The 14,830-nt window shown below is 69.4% G+C and carries 14 protein-coding genes; 1 reads left to right on the top strand and 13 read right to left on the bottom strand.

The features are described from left to right. Positions 1–10 precede the first annotated feature (10 nt). Entirely contained in the window at positions 11–1,240 is a 1,230-nt protein-coding gene (locus OG622_RS40340; RefSeq protein ID WP_371581618.1) for a DUF349 domain-containing protein, read from the top strand. 97 nt (positions 1,241–1,337) lie between these two features. Here the strand turns inward: OG622_RS40340 and OG622_RS40335 are convergent, their stop codons facing one another. From OG622_RS40335 to OG622_RS40275, 13 genes are all read right to left on the bottom strand, one after another. Continuing rightward, positions 1,338–3,881 (bottom strand): bifunctional (p)ppGpp synthetase/guanosine-3',5'-bis(diphosphate) 3'-pyrophosphohydrolase, encoded by a 2,544-nt coding sequence (locus tag OG622_RS40335; protein ID WP_371581616.1) that lies wholly within the window; start codon positions 3,879–3,881, stop codon positions 1,338–1,340. Positions 3,882–4,117: 236 nt separating this feature from the next. Further along, positions 4,118–4,540 (bottom strand): hypothetical protein, encoded by a 423-nt coding sequence (locus tag OG622_RS40330; protein WP_371581615.1) that lies wholly within the window; start codon positions 4,538–4,540, stop codon positions 4,118–4,120. Positions 4,541–4,846: 306 nt separating this feature from the next. Next, on the bottom strand, positions 4,847–5,386 hold the full coding sequence (locus tag OG622_RS40325; RefSeq protein WP_371581614.1) for an adenine phosphoribosyltransferase: 540 nt from the start codon (positions 5,384–5,386) through the stop codon (positions 4,847–4,849). Next, positions 5,383–6,477 (bottom strand): protein translocase subunit SecF, encoded by a 1,095-nt coding sequence (gene secF, locus OG622_RS40320; RefSeq protein ID WP_371581612.1) that lies wholly within the window; start codon positions 6,475–6,477, stop codon positions 5,383–5,385. The genes OG622_RS40325 and secF overlap by 4 nt, the downstream gene beginning before the upstream one ends. Position 6,478: 1 nt before the next feature. After that, on the bottom strand, positions 6,479–8,254 hold the full coding sequence (secD, locus tag OG622_RS40315; RefSeq protein WP_371581610.1) for a protein translocase subunit SecD: 1,776 nt from the start codon (positions 8,252–8,254) through the stop codon (positions 6,479–6,481). 133 nt (positions 8,255–8,387) lie between these two features. After that, a complete protein-coding gene (gene yajC / locus OG622_RS40310; protein WP_371581608.1) occupies positions 8,388–8,918 on the bottom strand; it encodes a preprotein translocase subunit YajC in 531 nt (176 codons plus the stop codon). A gap of 174 nt (positions 8,919–9,092) precedes the next feature. Continuing rightward, positions 9,093–10,163 (bottom strand): Holliday junction branch migration DNA helicase RuvB, encoded by a 1,071-nt coding sequence (gene ruvB, locus OG622_RS40305; protein ID WP_371581606.1) that lies wholly within the window; start codon positions 10,161–10,163, stop codon positions 9,093–9,095. Between the two features lie 47 nt (positions 10,164–10,210). Continuing rightward, positions 10,211–10,816: a Holliday junction branch migration protein RuvA gene (gene ruvA, locus OG622_RS40300; RefSeq protein ID WP_371581605.1), complete on the bottom strand. Its 606-nt coding sequence runs from the start codon at positions 10,814–10,816 to the stop codon at positions 10,211–10,213. Beyond that, positions 10,813–11,415 (bottom strand): crossover junction endodeoxyribonuclease RuvC, encoded by a 603-nt coding sequence (gene ruvC, locus OG622_RS40295; protein ID WP_371581604.1) that lies wholly within the window; start codon positions 11,413–11,415, stop codon positions 10,813–10,815. The genes ruvA and ruvC overlap by 4 nt, the downstream gene beginning before the upstream one ends. Positions 11,416–11,570: 155 nt before the next feature. Beyond that, complete coding sequence (locus tag OG622_RS40290; RefSeq protein WP_371581602.1) at positions 11,571–12,323, bottom strand: YebC/PmpR family DNA-binding transcriptional regulator; 753 nt, start codon at positions 12,321–12,323, stop codon at positions 11,571–11,573. Positions 12,324–12,371: 48 nt separating this feature from the next. Next, a complete protein-coding gene (gene pdxT / locus OG622_RS40285; protein WP_371581601.1) occupies positions 12,372–12,980 on the bottom strand; it encodes a pyridoxal 5'-phosphate synthase glutaminase subunit PdxT in 609 nt (202 codons plus the stop codon). A gap of 6 nt (positions 12,981–12,986) precedes the next feature. Next, positions 12,987–13,904 carry a pyridoxal 5'-phosphate synthase lyase subunit PdxS gene (pdxS, locus tag OG622_RS40280; RefSeq protein ID WP_371581599.1) on the bottom strand — a complete coding sequence of 306 codons (918 nt, stop codon included), beginning with the start codon at positions 13,902–13,904 and terminating at the stop codon, positions 12,987–12,989. Positions 13,905–14,130: 226 nt separating this feature from the next. Beyond that, positions 14,131–14,676: a hypothetical protein gene (locus tag OG622_RS40275; protein WP_086754586.1), complete on the bottom strand. Its 546-nt coding sequence runs from the start codon at positions 14,674–14,676 to the stop codon at positions 14,131–14,133. Positions 14,677–14,830 lie beyond the last annotated feature (154 nt).

Here is a 14,830-nt window from a genome sequence, read left to right as displayed (position 1 = left end):
AGGAGGCGCTGTGAGCAGCGACCCGTGGGGCCGCGTCGACGAGACGGGGACCGTGTACGTGCGTACGGCCGACGGCGAGCAGGTCGTCGGTTCCTGGCAGGCCGGCTCCCCTGAGGAAGCGCTGGCCTACTTCGAGCGCAAGTACGAGGGTTTGGTCGTCGAAATCGGCCTCCTCGAGAAGCGGGTGAAGACCACCGATCTGTCGGCCAAGGATGCTCAGGTCGCGATCGACCACATTCGCGAGCAGGTGGACGCGCATCACGCCGTCGGTGACCTGGCCGCGCTCAAGGTGCGGCTGGACAAGCTCGTCGAGACGGTCGAGGCGCGCCGCGAGGAGCGCAAGCAGCAGCGGGCGAAGCAGTCCGACGAGGCCCGGCACTCCAAGGAGGCCCTGGTCACCGAGGCGGAGGAGCTGGCCCAGTCCGACCAGTGGCGGTCCGCCGGTGAGCGGCTGCGGGCGCTGGTGGACACCTGGAAGGGTCTGCCGCGGCTGGACCGCAAGTCCGACGACGAGCTCTGGCACCGCTTCTCGCACGCCCGCTCGGCGTTCTCCAAGCGTCGCAAGGCCCACTTCGCGCAGCTCGACGCGCAGCGCGAGGACGCCCGCAAGATCAAGGAGAAGCTGGTCGCGGAGGCCGAGGCGCTGTCGAACTCGGCCGACTGGGGTCCCACGGCGGCGCGTTACCGCGAGCTGATGGCCGACTGGAAGGCCGCCGGCCGCGCCCAGCGCGAGCACGAGGACGATCTGTGGAACCGCTTCCGCGGCGCCCAGGACGTCTTCTTCGCCGCCCGCAGTTCCGTGTTCGCCGAGCGCGACGCGGAGCAGTCGGAGAACCTCAAGCTCAAGGAGGAGCTGGCCGGGGAGGCGGAGAGGATCCTGCCGGTGACGGATCTGAAGACGGCGCGTGCCGCCTTCCGCTCGGTCAACGAGCGGTGGGAGGCCATCGGCCACGTCCCGCGTGACTCCCGCCCGAAGGTCGAGGGCCGGTTGCACGCGGTCGAGCGGGCCATCCAGGAGGCCGAGGAAACGGAGTGGCGCCGCACCAACCCGGAGGCCCGCGCCCGCGCCGCCGGTCTCACCGGCCAGCTCCAGGCCGCCGTGGACAAGCTGGGCAGCCAGATCGAGGCGGCCCGTGCCCAGGGCAACAACGCCAGGGCCGACAAGCTGCAGCGGGAGCTCGACGGCCGCCAGGCCCTGCTGGACCAGGCGCTGAAGGGTCTGCAGGAGTTCGGCGGCTGACGTCGGCAGGCGGATACGAGTGAGGGGCTCCCGTACGAACCGTACGGGAGCCCCTCACTCGTGTCGTCGGCCTTCTGCCGGCTGCTTCACCGGTCCGTCACGGCCTCCGCGCCGACGTCACCCGGTACACGTCGTAGACGCCTTCCACACCGCGTACGGCCTTCAGGACGTGGCCCAGGTGCTTCGGGTCGCCCATCTCGAAGGTGAAGCGGGAGGTGGCGACGCGGTCGCGGGAGGTCTGGACGGCGGCGGAGAGGATGTTGACGTGCTGGTCGGACAGGACGCGGGTGACGTCCGACAACAGACGGCTGCGGTCCAGGGCCTCGACCTGTATGGCGACGAGGAAGACCGAGGACTGGGTGGGCGCCCACTCGACCTCGAGGATCCGCTCGGGCTCACGTGAGAGCGACTCGATGTTGACGCAGTCGTTGCGGTGAACCGATACGCCACTGCCGCGGGTGACGAAGCCGATGATGGGGTCGCCGGGGACGGGCGTACAACAGCGGGCGAGCTTGACCCAGACGTCCTCGACGCCCTTGACCACGACTCCGGGGTCGTTGCTGCCGCGCCGCTTGCGGCTGCGGGTGGACGGTACGGACTCGTCGATCTCCTCGGTCGCGGCCTCCTCGCCGCCGAGGGCCTGGACGAGCTTCTGCACCACGCTCTGCGCGGAGACATGGCTTTCGCCTATGGCCGCGTAGAGGGCGGAGATGTCCGGGTAGCGCATCTCGTGGGCGAGGGTGACGAGCGAGTCGCCGGTGAGGATGCGCTGGATCGGCAGGTTCTGCTTGCGCATCGCTCGGACGATGGCGTCCTTGCCCTGCTCGATGGCCTCGTCGCGGCGCTCCTTGGAGAACCAGGCCCGGATCTTGTTGCGGGCGCGCGGCGACTTCACGAAGTTCAGCCAGTCCCGGGACGGTCCGGCCCCCGCCGCCTTGGAGGTGAAGACCTCCACCAGGTCGCCGTTGTCCAGGGTCGATTCCAGCGGGACGAGGCGTCCGTTGACGCGGGCTCCTATGGTGCGGTGGCCCACCTCGGTGTGCACCGCGTACGAGAAGTCCACGGGCGTGGCACCGGCCGGCAGCGCTATCACGTCGCCCTTCGGCGTGAAGACGAAGACCTCGTTGCGGGACAGGTCGAAGCGCAGGGACTCCAGGAACTCGCCGGGGTCCTCGGTCTCCTTCTGCCAGTCCAGCAGCTGACGCAGCCAGGCCATGTCGTTGAGGTGGTCGTCCTTGCCGGTGGTCCGCGGCTGGTCCGAGCGCACCTTGGAGGCACCGGCGACGGCCTCCTGCTTGTACTTCCAGTGCGCGGCGATGCCGTACTCGGCGCGGCGGTGCATGTCGAACGTGCGGATCTGGAGTTCGACGGGCTTGCCGTTGGGCCCGATGACCGTCGTGTGCAGCGACTGGTACATGTTGAACTTGGGCATCGCGATGTAGTCCTTGAACCGCCCCGGAACCGGGTTCCAGCGGGCGTGAACGGTGCCCAGGGCCGCGTAGCAGTCGCGGACGGTGTCCACCAGGACGCGGATGCCGACCAGGTCGTAGATCTCCGCGAAGTCGCGACCGCGGACGATCATCTTCTGGTACACGCTGTAGTAGTGCTTCGGGCGGCCGGTGACGGTCGCCTTGATGCGGGCGGCCCTCAGGTCCTGTTGGACCTCGTCGGTCACTATGGCCAGATACTCGTCACGCTTCGGTGCCCGCTCGGCCACCAGCCGGACGATCTCGTCGTACATCTTGGGGTAGAGGATCGCGAAGGCGAGGTCCTCCAGTTCCCACTTGATGGTGTTCATGCCCAGGCGGTGGGCGAGCGGCGCGTAGATCTCCAGGGTCTCGCGCGCCTTCTTCTCCTGCTTCTCCCGCTTGAGGTAGCGCATGGTGCGCATGTTGTGCAGGCGGTCGGCGAGCTTGATGACCAGGACGCGGGGGTCCTTGGCCATGGCGACGACCATCTTGCGCACGGTCTCGGCCTGGGCGGCCTCGCCGAACTTGACCTTGTCCAGCTTGGTGACGCCGTCGACGAGGAGGGCGACGGAGTCGCCGAAGTCGCGGCGGAGCTGGTCGAGGCCGTACTCGGTGTCCTCGACCGTGTCGTGCAGGAGCCCGGCCATCAGGGTGGCCGGATCCATACCCAGCTCGGCGAGGATGGTGGTGACGGCGAGGGGGTGCGTGATGTACGGGTCGCCGCTCTTGCGCTTCTGGCCGCGGTGCCAGCGCTCGGCGACCTGGTAGGCCTTCTCGATCTGGCGGAGTGTCGCCGTCTCGATCTTCGGGTCCTGGCCGCGCACGGTGCGCAGCAGCGGCTCCAGGACCGGGTTGTACGGGTTGGAGCGCTGCACGCCGAGGCGGGCGAGGCGGGCGCGTACGCGGTTGGAGGAGCCGGAGCGCGCCGGCTGGCCCGTGGGGGCGGGCCGGGCCGGGGGCGCCGCAGTGGGCGCGGGCGCGGGGTCCTCGGCCGAGGCCGACTGGGGGCGCGACGGGCCGGCGGCCTTGTCGGTTGGCGCGGACTGGGCGTGCTCGACCGGGCCCTGCGCGGACCCCGTCGCGGGGTTCGTCGCGTTCTGCGCGGGCTTGGCCGCGGGGCCCGAGGCGGACTCGGGCTTGGCGGCGGTCAGGTGCTGGGCCTCGTCTGCCAAGAGGGCTCCTCGTGCGCGTTCCGGGTCCCCCGGTCAGGCTCCGGAACACCCATGGTAGCGATCCCGCGTCCCAGGATCGCGTTCAGGCCGATGTGAGAGCCGTCTACCGGTGAAACACCGGAGGCGGGCGCCGGATTCCTCCGGGCCCGCCTCGGTGTTGCGCTCGGTCACCGCTCGTCAGGTCTCGACGTCACCCGGACATCGCGAAGCCCGGGGTACCCGTCGGACGAGAAGCGTCAGGCGACGGTGTCACCCGTCCTGCAGTTCCGCGGCGTCTGCCCGGCCTTGGTGTGACAGACCTTGAGGGTCACCTTGGTGTTCTCCCTGAGGTCTCCCGTCTTCCAGGGGCTGCAGTAGTCCGAGGCGTGACCGCTGGTCGTGGCGGAGCGGTCCCAGGTTCCGTCGCGGTTGACGTCCAGCCAGGCGGTGACTCCCCAGGTGTCCCCCGTGAAGTCACAGGCCCGGATGGCGTCCCCGGGCACATCCTGGCTCTCGCCGGGGTGGTCGACCGGGTCCTGGTTGAAGTTGCCCCAGTCGTCGGAGCCGGTGGGGTGCACCCCGAGGAGCAGGCCCGTGCCCGCCTGTGCGGGGCTCGCCGCGAGCCCGAGGAAGGTGGCGGCGGCAACCGCGGTGACGACTGGCAAAGTTCGCAGACGCATAGAAAATCCCCCTAGATCATTTACCACAAGCCCGTCGGGGGATGACGAAGAGGACGCCATACGGCGTCGGCATACACCTGTTCACTCATTCCCCCTGCGCCTGGACCAGTGGTCATGTGGTCGATGTGGCGCACGATCATCAAATATCACTGGCCCGAACATGTCAATCACGTTCACGAGCGCTCGCGACCAGGCACTGAGCATGCTTCGCGGAGGAACACGAAGGGGGCGAAAAGACCTGTGCTTCCGCAACGCGCCGATATCAGCGCACCGCGGAAGCACAGGTCATGGGCCGTCAGAATCCGTTCAGACCAGGATCAGGGACTCCAGCGGAGCGCCGTCCAATACGGACTCCAGCCGTTCCCGGCCGGCCAGGAAGCCCAGTTCCATGAGGACCGCCACGCCCGCGACCTCGGCTCCCGCCCGCCGGATGAGCCGCAGCGACGCCTCGGCCGTGCCGCCGGTCGCGAGGACATCGTCGATGACCATCACGCGGTCGCCCGCGATCAGGTCCTCGGCGTGCACCTCGATCTCGGCGGAGCCGTACTCCAGGTCGTATGCCTGGCTGAGCGTGGCTCCGGGGAGCTTGCCCGCCTTGCGCACGGGGATGAAGCCGACGCCCGCGCGGACGGCGGCCGGGGCGCCCAGGATGAAGCCCCGGGCCTCCAGGCCGACGATCTTCGTGGCGCCGTGCCGCACGGTCAGTTCCGCCAGCGCGTCGGTCAGCGCGGTGAACGCCGCCGGGTCGGCCAGCAGCGGAGTGATGTCCTTGAACATCACTCCCGGCTGCGGGTAGTCCGCGACGTCGCGGATGCGGCTGAGCAGCAGTTCCTTGACGTCCGTCATCGACGCTTACCGCCCCGGCCGCGGCTGCGGCTCCCGGGCTGGACGCGCGGGCCGACCACCGCAGGGGTGGCGTCCGCCGACTCGTCGTCGTACGGACCGTCGGCCTCCGGCTGCTCGTCGTGCTCGGCCTGGGCCCGCTTGGCGAGCACACGCTTCTTGAGGGCCTTCAGCTGCGGCTCGCGCTCCTTGAGGTCGGCGACGAGCGGCGTGGCGATGAAGATCGACGAGTACGCACCGGCCGCGAGGCCGACGAACAGCGACAGCGAGATGTCGTTGAGCATGCCCGCGCCGAGGACACCGCCACCGATGAACAGCAGACCGGCGACCGGCAGCAGCGCGACCACCGTGGTGTTGATCGACCGCACCAGGGTGCTGTTGATCGAGCGGTTGGCGATCTCGGCGTACGTCCAGCGGTTCTGCTTGGTGATGTCCTTCGTCTGCTCCTTGAGGCTGTCGAAGACGACGACCGTGTCGTAGAGCGAATAACCGAGGATCGTGAGCAGACCGATCACCGTGCCCGGCGTCACCTCGAAGCCGACGAGGGCGTAGATGCCGATGGTGATGGTGATGTCGTGGATCAGGGCGACGAACGCGGCGAGGGCCATGCGCAACTCGAACGCGATCGCCAGATAGATCACCACGAGGACCAGGAAGATCACGAGGCCCTGCCAGGCCTTGCTGGCGACCTGTTCACCCCAGCTGGGGCCGACCAGCTCACCGGCGACGTCCTGCTGCCGCATGTCCAGGTCGTCGGCCAGCTGCGCGGAGACCTTGTCGGCCTGGTCCGTCTCGATGCCCGCGATCTGGATACGGAGGCTGCCGTTGCCGAGCTTCTGGACGATCGCGTCGTGACCGGACGCCTCCTCCGCGTACTCCTCGGCCTGGGCGACCGAGACGCTGCTCTTCGGCGTGGTGAAGACGGCACCGCCCTGGAACTCGATGCCCATCGTCAGGCCGCGCACCGCCAGGCCGACGATGGCCGTGATGGTGATCAGGATGGATACGCCGTACCAGATCTTGCGATTGCCGACGAAGTCGTAACCGACCTCGCCGCGGTGGAGTCGGGCTCCGAGGTCCCCGAGCTTCGACATCTCAGGCCTCCTTCGGGTCGGCGGGGACGGCGGGACGGCGGGTGCGGCGCAGCGGCGGCTGGGCACCCAGTCGCTTCGGGTCGAGACCGGACCACTTGTGGCCGCCGCCGAAGAACTTCGTACGGGCCAGCAGCGTCAGCAGCGGCTTCGTGAAGAAGAAGACCACGACGACGTCGAGCACGGTGGTCAGGCCGAGCGTGAACGCGAAGCCCTGGACCTTGCCGACGGTGACGATGAAGAGCACCGCGGCGGAGAGGAACGACACGAAGTCGGAGACCAGGATGGTGCGCCGGGCGCGCGGCCAGGCCCTCTCGACGGCGGGGCGCAGCGTGCGGCCCTCGCGGATCTCGTCCCGCACGCGTTCGAAGTACACGATGAACGAGTCCGCCGTGATACCGATCGCGACGATCGCACCGCAGACCGCCGGGAGGTTCAGCGCGAAGCCGATGGCCGGACCGAGCAGCGCCATGAGCACGTAGGTCAGGGCCGCCGAGACGAGCAGCGAGGCGATGGCGATCAGCGACAGGCCGCGGTAGTAGACGATCAGGTAGATCATGACCAGGGCCAGACCGATCGCACCGGCGATCAGGCCGGCCTGCAGCTGGTCGGTGCCGAGCGCGGGGCTGACGGTGGTGACACTCGCCGTCTTGAAGGTGAGCGGGAGAGCGCCGTACGACAGCATGTTGGAGAGGCTCTGGGCCTCTTCCTGGGTGAAGCTGCCGGAGATCTCCGCCTTGCCGCCGGTGATCGCGCTGGTCACCTGGGGATGCGAGACGACGTCGTCGTCGAGGACGATCGCGAACTGGTTCAACGGCGGCGTCTGGGCCGCCAGCGCCTTCGTGACCTCGGTGAACTTCTTGCCGCCGGCGTCGTTGAAGTCCATGACGACCTTCCAGCCGCCACCGTTCTGGGTGTCGAGGAGCGCCTGCGCCTTGGTGACGTCCGTGCCGTCGACGCCGACCGGGCCCAGGATGAACTTGCTCCAGCCGCCGTTCTCCTGACCACAGGCGATGATCGTGTCCGTGGTCTTGCCTTTGCCGAGCTTGGCGCGCTGCTTGGGGTCGGCGCAGTTGAGGGCGTTGTACTGGTCGAGGAGAGCCTGCGTCTCCTTGTCGGCGGTCGGGGCCGGCGAGGCACCGCCGGTGGCCTGGGCGGACTCCGATGCCTTGGCCGACTCCGAGGCGCTGGAGGACGGCGTGGGGTCGGCCTTCAGGGCGTCGGTCACCGCGCGGCCCTGCGATGTGGCGGTGGCCGTCGGGGAGGAGGACTCGGGCGAGGTCGCCTTGTCCGGGTTCTCGGCGGCCTTGTCACCGGAGGAGCTGGGCGAGGCACTGCCGCTGGCGGACTCGCTCGGTGCGGCGCTCGGCGTCGGCGTGCCGCTGGCGGTCTGCAGCAGCGGACGGAAGTACAGCTTGGCGGTGGTGCCGACCTGCTCCCGGGCCTCCTCGGAGTTCGTGCCCTTGGGGATGTTGACGATGATGTTGCGATCGCCCTGGGTCTGGACCTCGGCCTCGGAGACACCCAGACCATTGACACGGCGGTTCATGATCTCGACCGCGGTGTCCATGTTGGTCTTGTTGATCGCCGATTCCTGGCCGCTCCTCGCCTCGAGCGTGATGCTCGTACCACCGGCGAGGTCGATGCCGAGACGCGGAGTGGTGTGTCCGGAGGCGAACATTCCCCCAGTGAGCGCCACAAGGGCGATCAGGATGAGGGCCAGCGCGCGCCCAGGCTTGCTCTGGGCGCTCGCGCTCCGGCCCTTCTTCGGTGCTGCCACCTTCTCGTACTCCCTCTCGGGCCGCCGTGCGCGAGGTCAGCGCGGGGACGGCCATGACTGGTGTCGGGAATCCGGGCGAAAACGGCACGTGCCCGGGGCGCGGGCGGTTCTCACTCGCACTCCCGGGACGTGACTACTTCGCGTCGGACTCGCCGTCGGTCTTCTTCGGCTCTGCTTCGACGGCCTTGTCGGCGGCCTTGTCGGCGGCCTTGTCGTCGTCCTTCGACTCGGCGGTCTCGTCGGTCGCGTCGTCGGACGCGTCCTTCTTGCCGAGGTCGATGGGCTTGTCGTCGGAAGCGGCGGAAGCGTCGTCGGAGGGCTCGTCGGTCTCGGTGAGGGAGGAGGCGTCGTCCGGGACGACGTCGGACTTCAGGTCGTGCTCGATGCCGTGGACGATGCGGTTGTACTCCTCGTCGCTGAGGACGGCACCGATGGCGTTCTTCGCGAACAGCAGCTCGACACCCGGCCCGGCATCGAGGAGGAGCGTGTCCTCGCTGACCTCCTTGACGGTCGCGTACATGCCCCCGATCGTGCGGACGCCGGAACCGGGCTGCAATTGGTTCCGCATGTCAGCGGCCTGCTGTTGCTTCTTCTTGGCCGATCGGGTCATCAGGATCATGGCCCCGATGAGCACGATGAACGGGAGGAGGGTCACGAGACTCACGGGTCGGAACTTCCTTCACATGACCGCGATGGCGAGCGGCCTGATGGATGGGGGTATGTGTGCTGCCGACAAGGGCGGCATCGGCGGAGTCTAAGCGAGTCCACCGTGATGGAACAACGCACAGCATGTCACCGGGGTTCCATGGCGGGCGAGTACCTCGCCGTCACGAGACGGTCACGCCCCGAACAGGTCCCGTTGTCCGTTTCCGCCGGTCGTACCGCGTGGCGGGGTGAGTCCGAGGTGGGCCCACGCGGCGGGCGTCGCCACCCGGCCGCGAGGGGTTCGGGCGAGCAGTCCCTCGCGGACGAGGAAGGGCTCGGCGACCTCCTCGACGGTCTCCCGCTCCTCCCCCACGGCGACGGCGAGCGTGGACAGACCGACCGGTCCGCCGCCGAAGAGCTTGAGCAGGGCTTCGAGGACGCCCCGGTCGAGGCGGTCGAGGCCGCGGGCGTCCACCTCGTACACGGCGAGGGCGGCCTCGGCGATGTCGCGGGTGATGAAGCCGTCCGCCTTGACCTGCGCGTAGTCCCGTACGCGGCGCAGCAGACGGTTGGCGATACGGGGCGTGCCGCGCGAGCGGCCCGCGATCTCGGCCGCGCCGTCCGCGTCGATCTCGACGTCGAGGAGGTTCGCCGAGCGGTGGATGACCCGCTCCAGCTCGGGGGGCTCGTAGAACTCCATGTGGGCGGTGAAGCCGAAGCGGTCGCGCAGCGGCGGCGGCAGCAGTCCCGCGCGCGTGGTGGCGCCGACCAGGGTGAAGGGCGGCAGTTCGAGGGGGATCGCCGTGGCGCCGGGGCCCTTGCCGACGATCACGTCGACGCGGAAGTCCTCCATCGCCATGTACAGCATCTCCTCGGCGGGCCGGGACATGCGATGGATCTCGTCGAGGAAGAAGACCTCGCCCTCCTGGAGGGAGGAGAGGATCGCGGCCAGGTCGCCGGCGTGCTGGATGGCCGGGCCCGAGGTGATGCGGATGGGGGCGCCCATCTCGGCCGCGATGATCATAGAGAGGGTGGTCTTGCCGAGGCCCGGGGCGCCGGAGAGCAGGACGTGGTCGGCGGTGGCCCCACGCGCGCGTGCCGCCCGCAGGACCAGGTCGAGCTGTTCGCGGACCTTCTCCTGACCGATGAACTCGCCGAGGTCCTTGGGGCGCAGGGCGGCCTCGACGGCCTGGTCCTCACGGTCGGCGACAGAGCCCACCAGCCGCTCGGCGGCGGTGTCGTCGGTCGTGTCGTCCCAGTTCATTGCATGCCTCGTGGTCGCGGTCGGATGGCGGAGCTTCGATGCGTGGGTCAGCGGGCCCTGTTGAGCGTCTGGAGGGCGGCCTTCAGCAACTGGCCCACCTGGGGCGTGCCTTCGGCGGCCTCGGCCTGGGGGGTTACGGCCGACACGGCCTCGTCGGCCTCGCGGGTGGCGTACCCGAGGCCGATCAGGGCGGCGTGCAACTGGTCGCGCCAGCCCTGGCTGACCGGGGCACCGATCGCGGGGGCGCCGATCGGCTCACCGAGGCGGTCCTTCAGTTCGAGCAGCAGCTTCTGGGCGCCCCGCTTGCCGATGCCGGGGACGGCGATCAGCGCCTTCTCGTCACCGGTGGCCACCGCCCGGCGCAGGGCGTCAGGGGTGTGCACGGCGAGCATCGCCTGGGCGAGGCGCGGGCCGACGCCGCTCGCGGTCTGCAGCAGCACGAAGATCTGGCGTTCGTCGTCGTCCATGAATCCGTACAGCGTCAGCGAGTCCTCCCGTACGACGAGGGAGGTGGCGAGCTTGGCCGGCTGGCCGAGCCGCAGCGTGGACAGCGTGTTCGGCGTGCACTGCAGGGCCATGCCGACCCCGCCCACCTCGACCACCGCTGTGTCGGGAGCGAGTGCGGCGACCGTGCCGCTGACGAAGGCGATCATGCCGTACGGCCTTTCAGTGCGTTCGACGCGTTCGACGCGCGCGATCTGTCCGATGTGTTGGATGCGTTGGATGCGTTCGCCGCTCTGGTCGCGTGCAGAGCGACTGCCTGCTGCAGGCGGTTCTGTGCGGGGGCCCGCCAGATGTGGCAGATGGCGAGGGCGAGCGCGTCGGCGGCGTCCGCCGGTTTGGGGGGTGCGTCGAGCCGGAGGAGCCGGGTGACCATGGCGCCGACCTGGGCCTTGTCGGCGCGGCCGCTTCCGGTGACGGCGGCCTTGACCTCGCTCGGAGTGTGCAGGGCGACGGGGATACCACGGCGGGCGGCGCACAGCATGGCGACGGCGCTGGCCTGGGCGGTGCCCATGACCGTCCGTACGTTGTGCTGGCTGAACACCCGTTCCACAGCGACGAATTCGGGGCGGTGTTCGTCGAGCCACTGCTCGATGCCCTGCTCGATCGCGACGAGACGAAGCCCCAACTCCGCGTCCGCGGGCGTACGGACGACACCGACGCCGAGCATGGTGAGCGGCCGTCCGGCGACGCCTTCCACGACCCCGACACCGCAACGGGTCAGCCCCGGGTCCACCCCCAGTACACGCAACGCGCCCCTCCCATCGCTCACCTGTTTGTGCAGGCTATCGGGTGCCACTGACAAGCGCCGACAACGCGACGGGCCGACGGGGTGTGTCCCGTCGGCCCGTTGAAGCCCATCGCGAAGGAGCCCGTTCGACTCGGCTCGGCTCGGCTCGCGGAGCGTTACGCGTCGACCTTGGCCATGACGTCGTCGCTCACGTCGAAGTTGGCGAACACGTTCTGGACGTCGTCGCTGTCCTCGAGGGCGTCGATCAGCTTGAAGATCTTCCTGGCGCCCTCCTCGTCCAGCTCGACCTGCATGGTCGGGACGAAGTTGGCCTCGGCCGAGTCGTAGTCGATCCCGGCCTCCTGGAGGGAGGTGCGGACCCCGACCATGTCGGTTGCCTCGCTGAGCACCTCGAAGGCCTCGCCCAGGTCGTTGACCTCCTCGGCGCCCGCGTCGAGCACGACCTCCAGGACGTCGTCCTCGGACAGCTCGCCCTTGGGGACGATCACGACGCCCTTGCGGTTGAAGAGGTACGAGACGGAGCCCGGGTCGGCCATCGAGCCGCCGTTGCGGGTCATGGCCACGCGGACGTCGGAGGCGGCTCGGTTGCGGTTGTCGGTGAGGCACTCGATGAGCACCGCCACACCGTTCGGACCGTAACCCTCGTACATGATCGTCTCGTATTCGGCGCCACCGGCCTCGAGACCGCCACCGCGCTTGACCGCGGAGTCGATGTTCTTGTTCGGGACCGACTGCTTCTTCGCCTTCTGGATGGCGTCGTAGAGAGTCGGGTTGCCCTCGATGTCGATCCCGCCCATGCGCGCGGCGACCTCAATGTTCTTGATCAGCTTCGCGAAGAGCTTGCCGCGCTTGGCGTCGATCACGGCCTTCTTGTGCTTCGTCGTAGCCCATTTAGAGTGGCCGGACATCTGCCTGTCTCCTTCACGTAACCCAACTCCGTACGAACCCGAGAGATCCTACAAGGACTCCGCCGCCCGGTTCGCGCGCACCATCTCGACGAAGAGGGCGTGCAGCCGGTGGTCTCCGGTCAGCTCCGGGTGGAACGACGTGGCAAGGGCGTTGCCCTGGCGTACGGCGACGATGTGACCCTCGTGCTCGGCGAGCACCTCGGTCCGCGCGCCCACGGATTCGACCCAGGGGGCACGGATGAAGACGCCCTCCACGGGGTCGCCCTCGACGCCCCGCACATCGACCGCCGCTTCGAAGGACTCGTTCTGCCGGCCGAAGGCGTTGCGGCGCACGATCATGTCGATGCCGCCGATGGTCTCCTGGCCCGAACGGGGGTCGAGGATCTTGTCGGCCAGCATGATCAGTCCGGCGCAGGTGCCGTAGACGGGCATGCCTTCACGCACGCGCGCGCGCAGGGGTTCCATCACGCCGAAGAGGACGGCCAGTTTGGAGATGGTGGTGGACTCGCCGCCGGGGATGACGAGGCCGTCCACCTCGGCGAGTTCCTCGGGGCGCCGCACCGCCCTGGCCACGGCGTCGGCCGTGGCCAGGGCGACGAGGTGCTCCCGTACGTCGCCCTGAAGAGCCAGGACGCCTACGACGGGGGTGTCGCTCATCAGTGCTTACCAGCCCCGGTTCGCGTAGCGCTCGGCCTCGGGGAGGGTGTCGCAGTTGATGCCGACCATGGCCTCGCCCAGGTTGCGGGAGGCGTCCGCGATGATCTTCGGGTCGTCGTAGAAGGTGGTGGCCTTCACGATGGCGGCGGCGCGCTTGGCCGGGTCGCCGGACTTGAAGATGCCGGAGCCGACGAAGACGCCCTCGGCGCCGAGCTGGCGCATCAGCGCTGCGTCGGCGGGGGTGGCCACACCGCCGGCGGAGAACAGGACGACCGGGAGCTTGCCGAGCTCGGCGACCTCCTTGACGATCTCGTACGGGGCGCGGAGCTCCTTGGCGGCGGCGTACAGCTCGTTGTTGTCGAAGCCGCGCAGCTTGGCGATCTCGTTCTTGATCTGGCGCAGGTGACGGACGGCCTCGACGACGTTGCCGGTGCCGGCCTCGCCCTTGGAGCGGATCATGGCGGCGCCCTCGGCTATGCGGCGCAGGGCCTCGCCGAGGTTGGTGGCACCGCAGACGAAGGGGGTCGTGAAGGCCCACTTGTCGGCGTGGTTGACCTCGTCGGCCGGGGTGAGGACCTCGGACTCGTCGATGTAGTCGACACCGAGGGACTGCAGGACCTGGGCCTCGACGAAGTGGCCGATACGGGACTTGGCCATGACCGGGATGGAGACGGCCTCGATGATGCCCTCGATCATGTCCGGGTCGGACATCCGGGCCACGCCGCCGTCCTTGCGGATGTCGGCGGGGACCCGCTCCAGGGCCATGACCGCGACGGCGCCCGCGTCCTCGGCGATCTTCGCCTGCTCGGCGTTGACGACATCCATGATCACACCGCCCTTGAGCTGCTCGGCCATGCCGCGCTTCACGCGGGCGGTGCCGGTCTCGGGGGTCTGGGCGGTGGGGCTGGAGAGCGTGCTGGACACGGGATTGACCTCGCTCGGGGAAGAGGGTTTCTACAGTCACCGAGGAAACGCGAGGGAACAGGCCACTGCAAGGGCCAATGGGGAGGCGGTGGCTCGTTTTCGGGCACGGTCGTGGCTGAGCAGGGCTTTTTCGCCCCCGCCGCCCTTACCCGTTTCCCGTCACGTTCCCGTCTCCCAGGGGTGAGGGCTTGTCGCGCGGTTCCTCGCGCCCCAAGGGCGCCGGGGGTTACGTGGTCGGTCTTTCCGCCACGGCCGCCGGGGGCTCGTCGTCCATCTCGAAGGCCATCGGGAAGGGCGCGTGGCCGGCCAGCCGGAACCAGCGGACCGTGCGGTGGCGGCGGAGGGCGCGGGCCGCGCGTACGGCGTCGTTGTGGAAGCGGCGGGCCATGGGGACCCGGCGGACGGCCTGGGCCAGCTCGTTCGCGGCGTCCTCACCACCGGGCGCCTCGCGCACCACCTCCACCTGCTGCGCGTCCGCGAACACGGCCCGCAGCGCCTGGCTCAGCTCGCTCTCGGCGACCTCGCGCTGTTCCTCCTCGGCCTGCCGTGCCGCGTGCGCCGCCTCGTAGAGGACGATCGAGGCGGCCGGGTCCAGCACCCCGGAGGTGGCCAGTTCCTGGGCGACCGACGCACGGCGCAGCAGCTGCGCGTCGAGCGCGGCGCGGGCGGCGTCGATGCGCGCGTGCAGTCGGTCGAGGCGTCCCGCGGTCCAGCTCAGGTAGAGACCGATCGCGAAGAGGACAACCGCGATCCAGATGAGTGTCGAAGTCACGGGCGGCAGGCTACTACCGGTGCCCACCACCGCCACGTACGAGTTCAGCGCCCCGAAAGGGGCGCGGGGGAACGGCGCGACCAGCCCCCGCCCACCCTCGGCCGGAGAACTCTTGGCGGCGGGGCACGGGAGCGCAGCCCCCAGGGAAGGGACA

Source organism: Streptomyces sp. NBC_01314 (assembly GCF_041435215.1).
GTDB lineage: Bacteria > Actinomycetota > Actinomycetes > Streptomycetales > Streptomycetaceae > Streptomyces.
The sequence above is the reverse complement of the archived record's forward strand: the minus strand, read 5'-3'. Positions and strand labels throughout refer to the sequence as shown.

Coding starts and splice junctions, on each gene's coding strand:
- OG622_RS40330 (WP_371581615.1), bottom strand. CDS start 4,540: ATGCGTCTGCGAACTTTGCCAGTCGTCACCGCGGTTGCCGCCGCCACC.
- OG622_RS40325 (WP_371581614.1), bottom strand. CDS start 5,386: ATGACGGACGTCAAGGAACTGCTGCTCAGCCGCATCCGCGACGTCGCG.
- secF (WP_371581612.1), bottom strand. CDS start 6,477: ATGTCGAAGCTCGGGGACCTCGGAGCCCGACTCCACCGCGGCGAGGTC.
- ruvB (WP_371581606.1), bottom strand. CDS start 10,163: ATGAACTGGGACGACACGACCGACGACACCGCCGCCGAGCGGCTGGTG.
- ruvA (WP_371581605.1), bottom strand. CDS start 10,816: ATGATCGCCTTCGTCAGCGGCACGGTCGCCGCACTCGCTCCCGACACA.
- OG622_RS40290 (WP_371581602.1), bottom strand. CDS start 12,323: ATGTCCGGCCACTCTAAATGGGCTACGACGAAGCACAAGAAGGCCGTG.
- pdxT (WP_371581601.1), bottom strand. CDS start 12,980: ATGAGCGACACCCCCGTCGTAGGCGTCCTGGCTCTTCAGGGCGACGTA.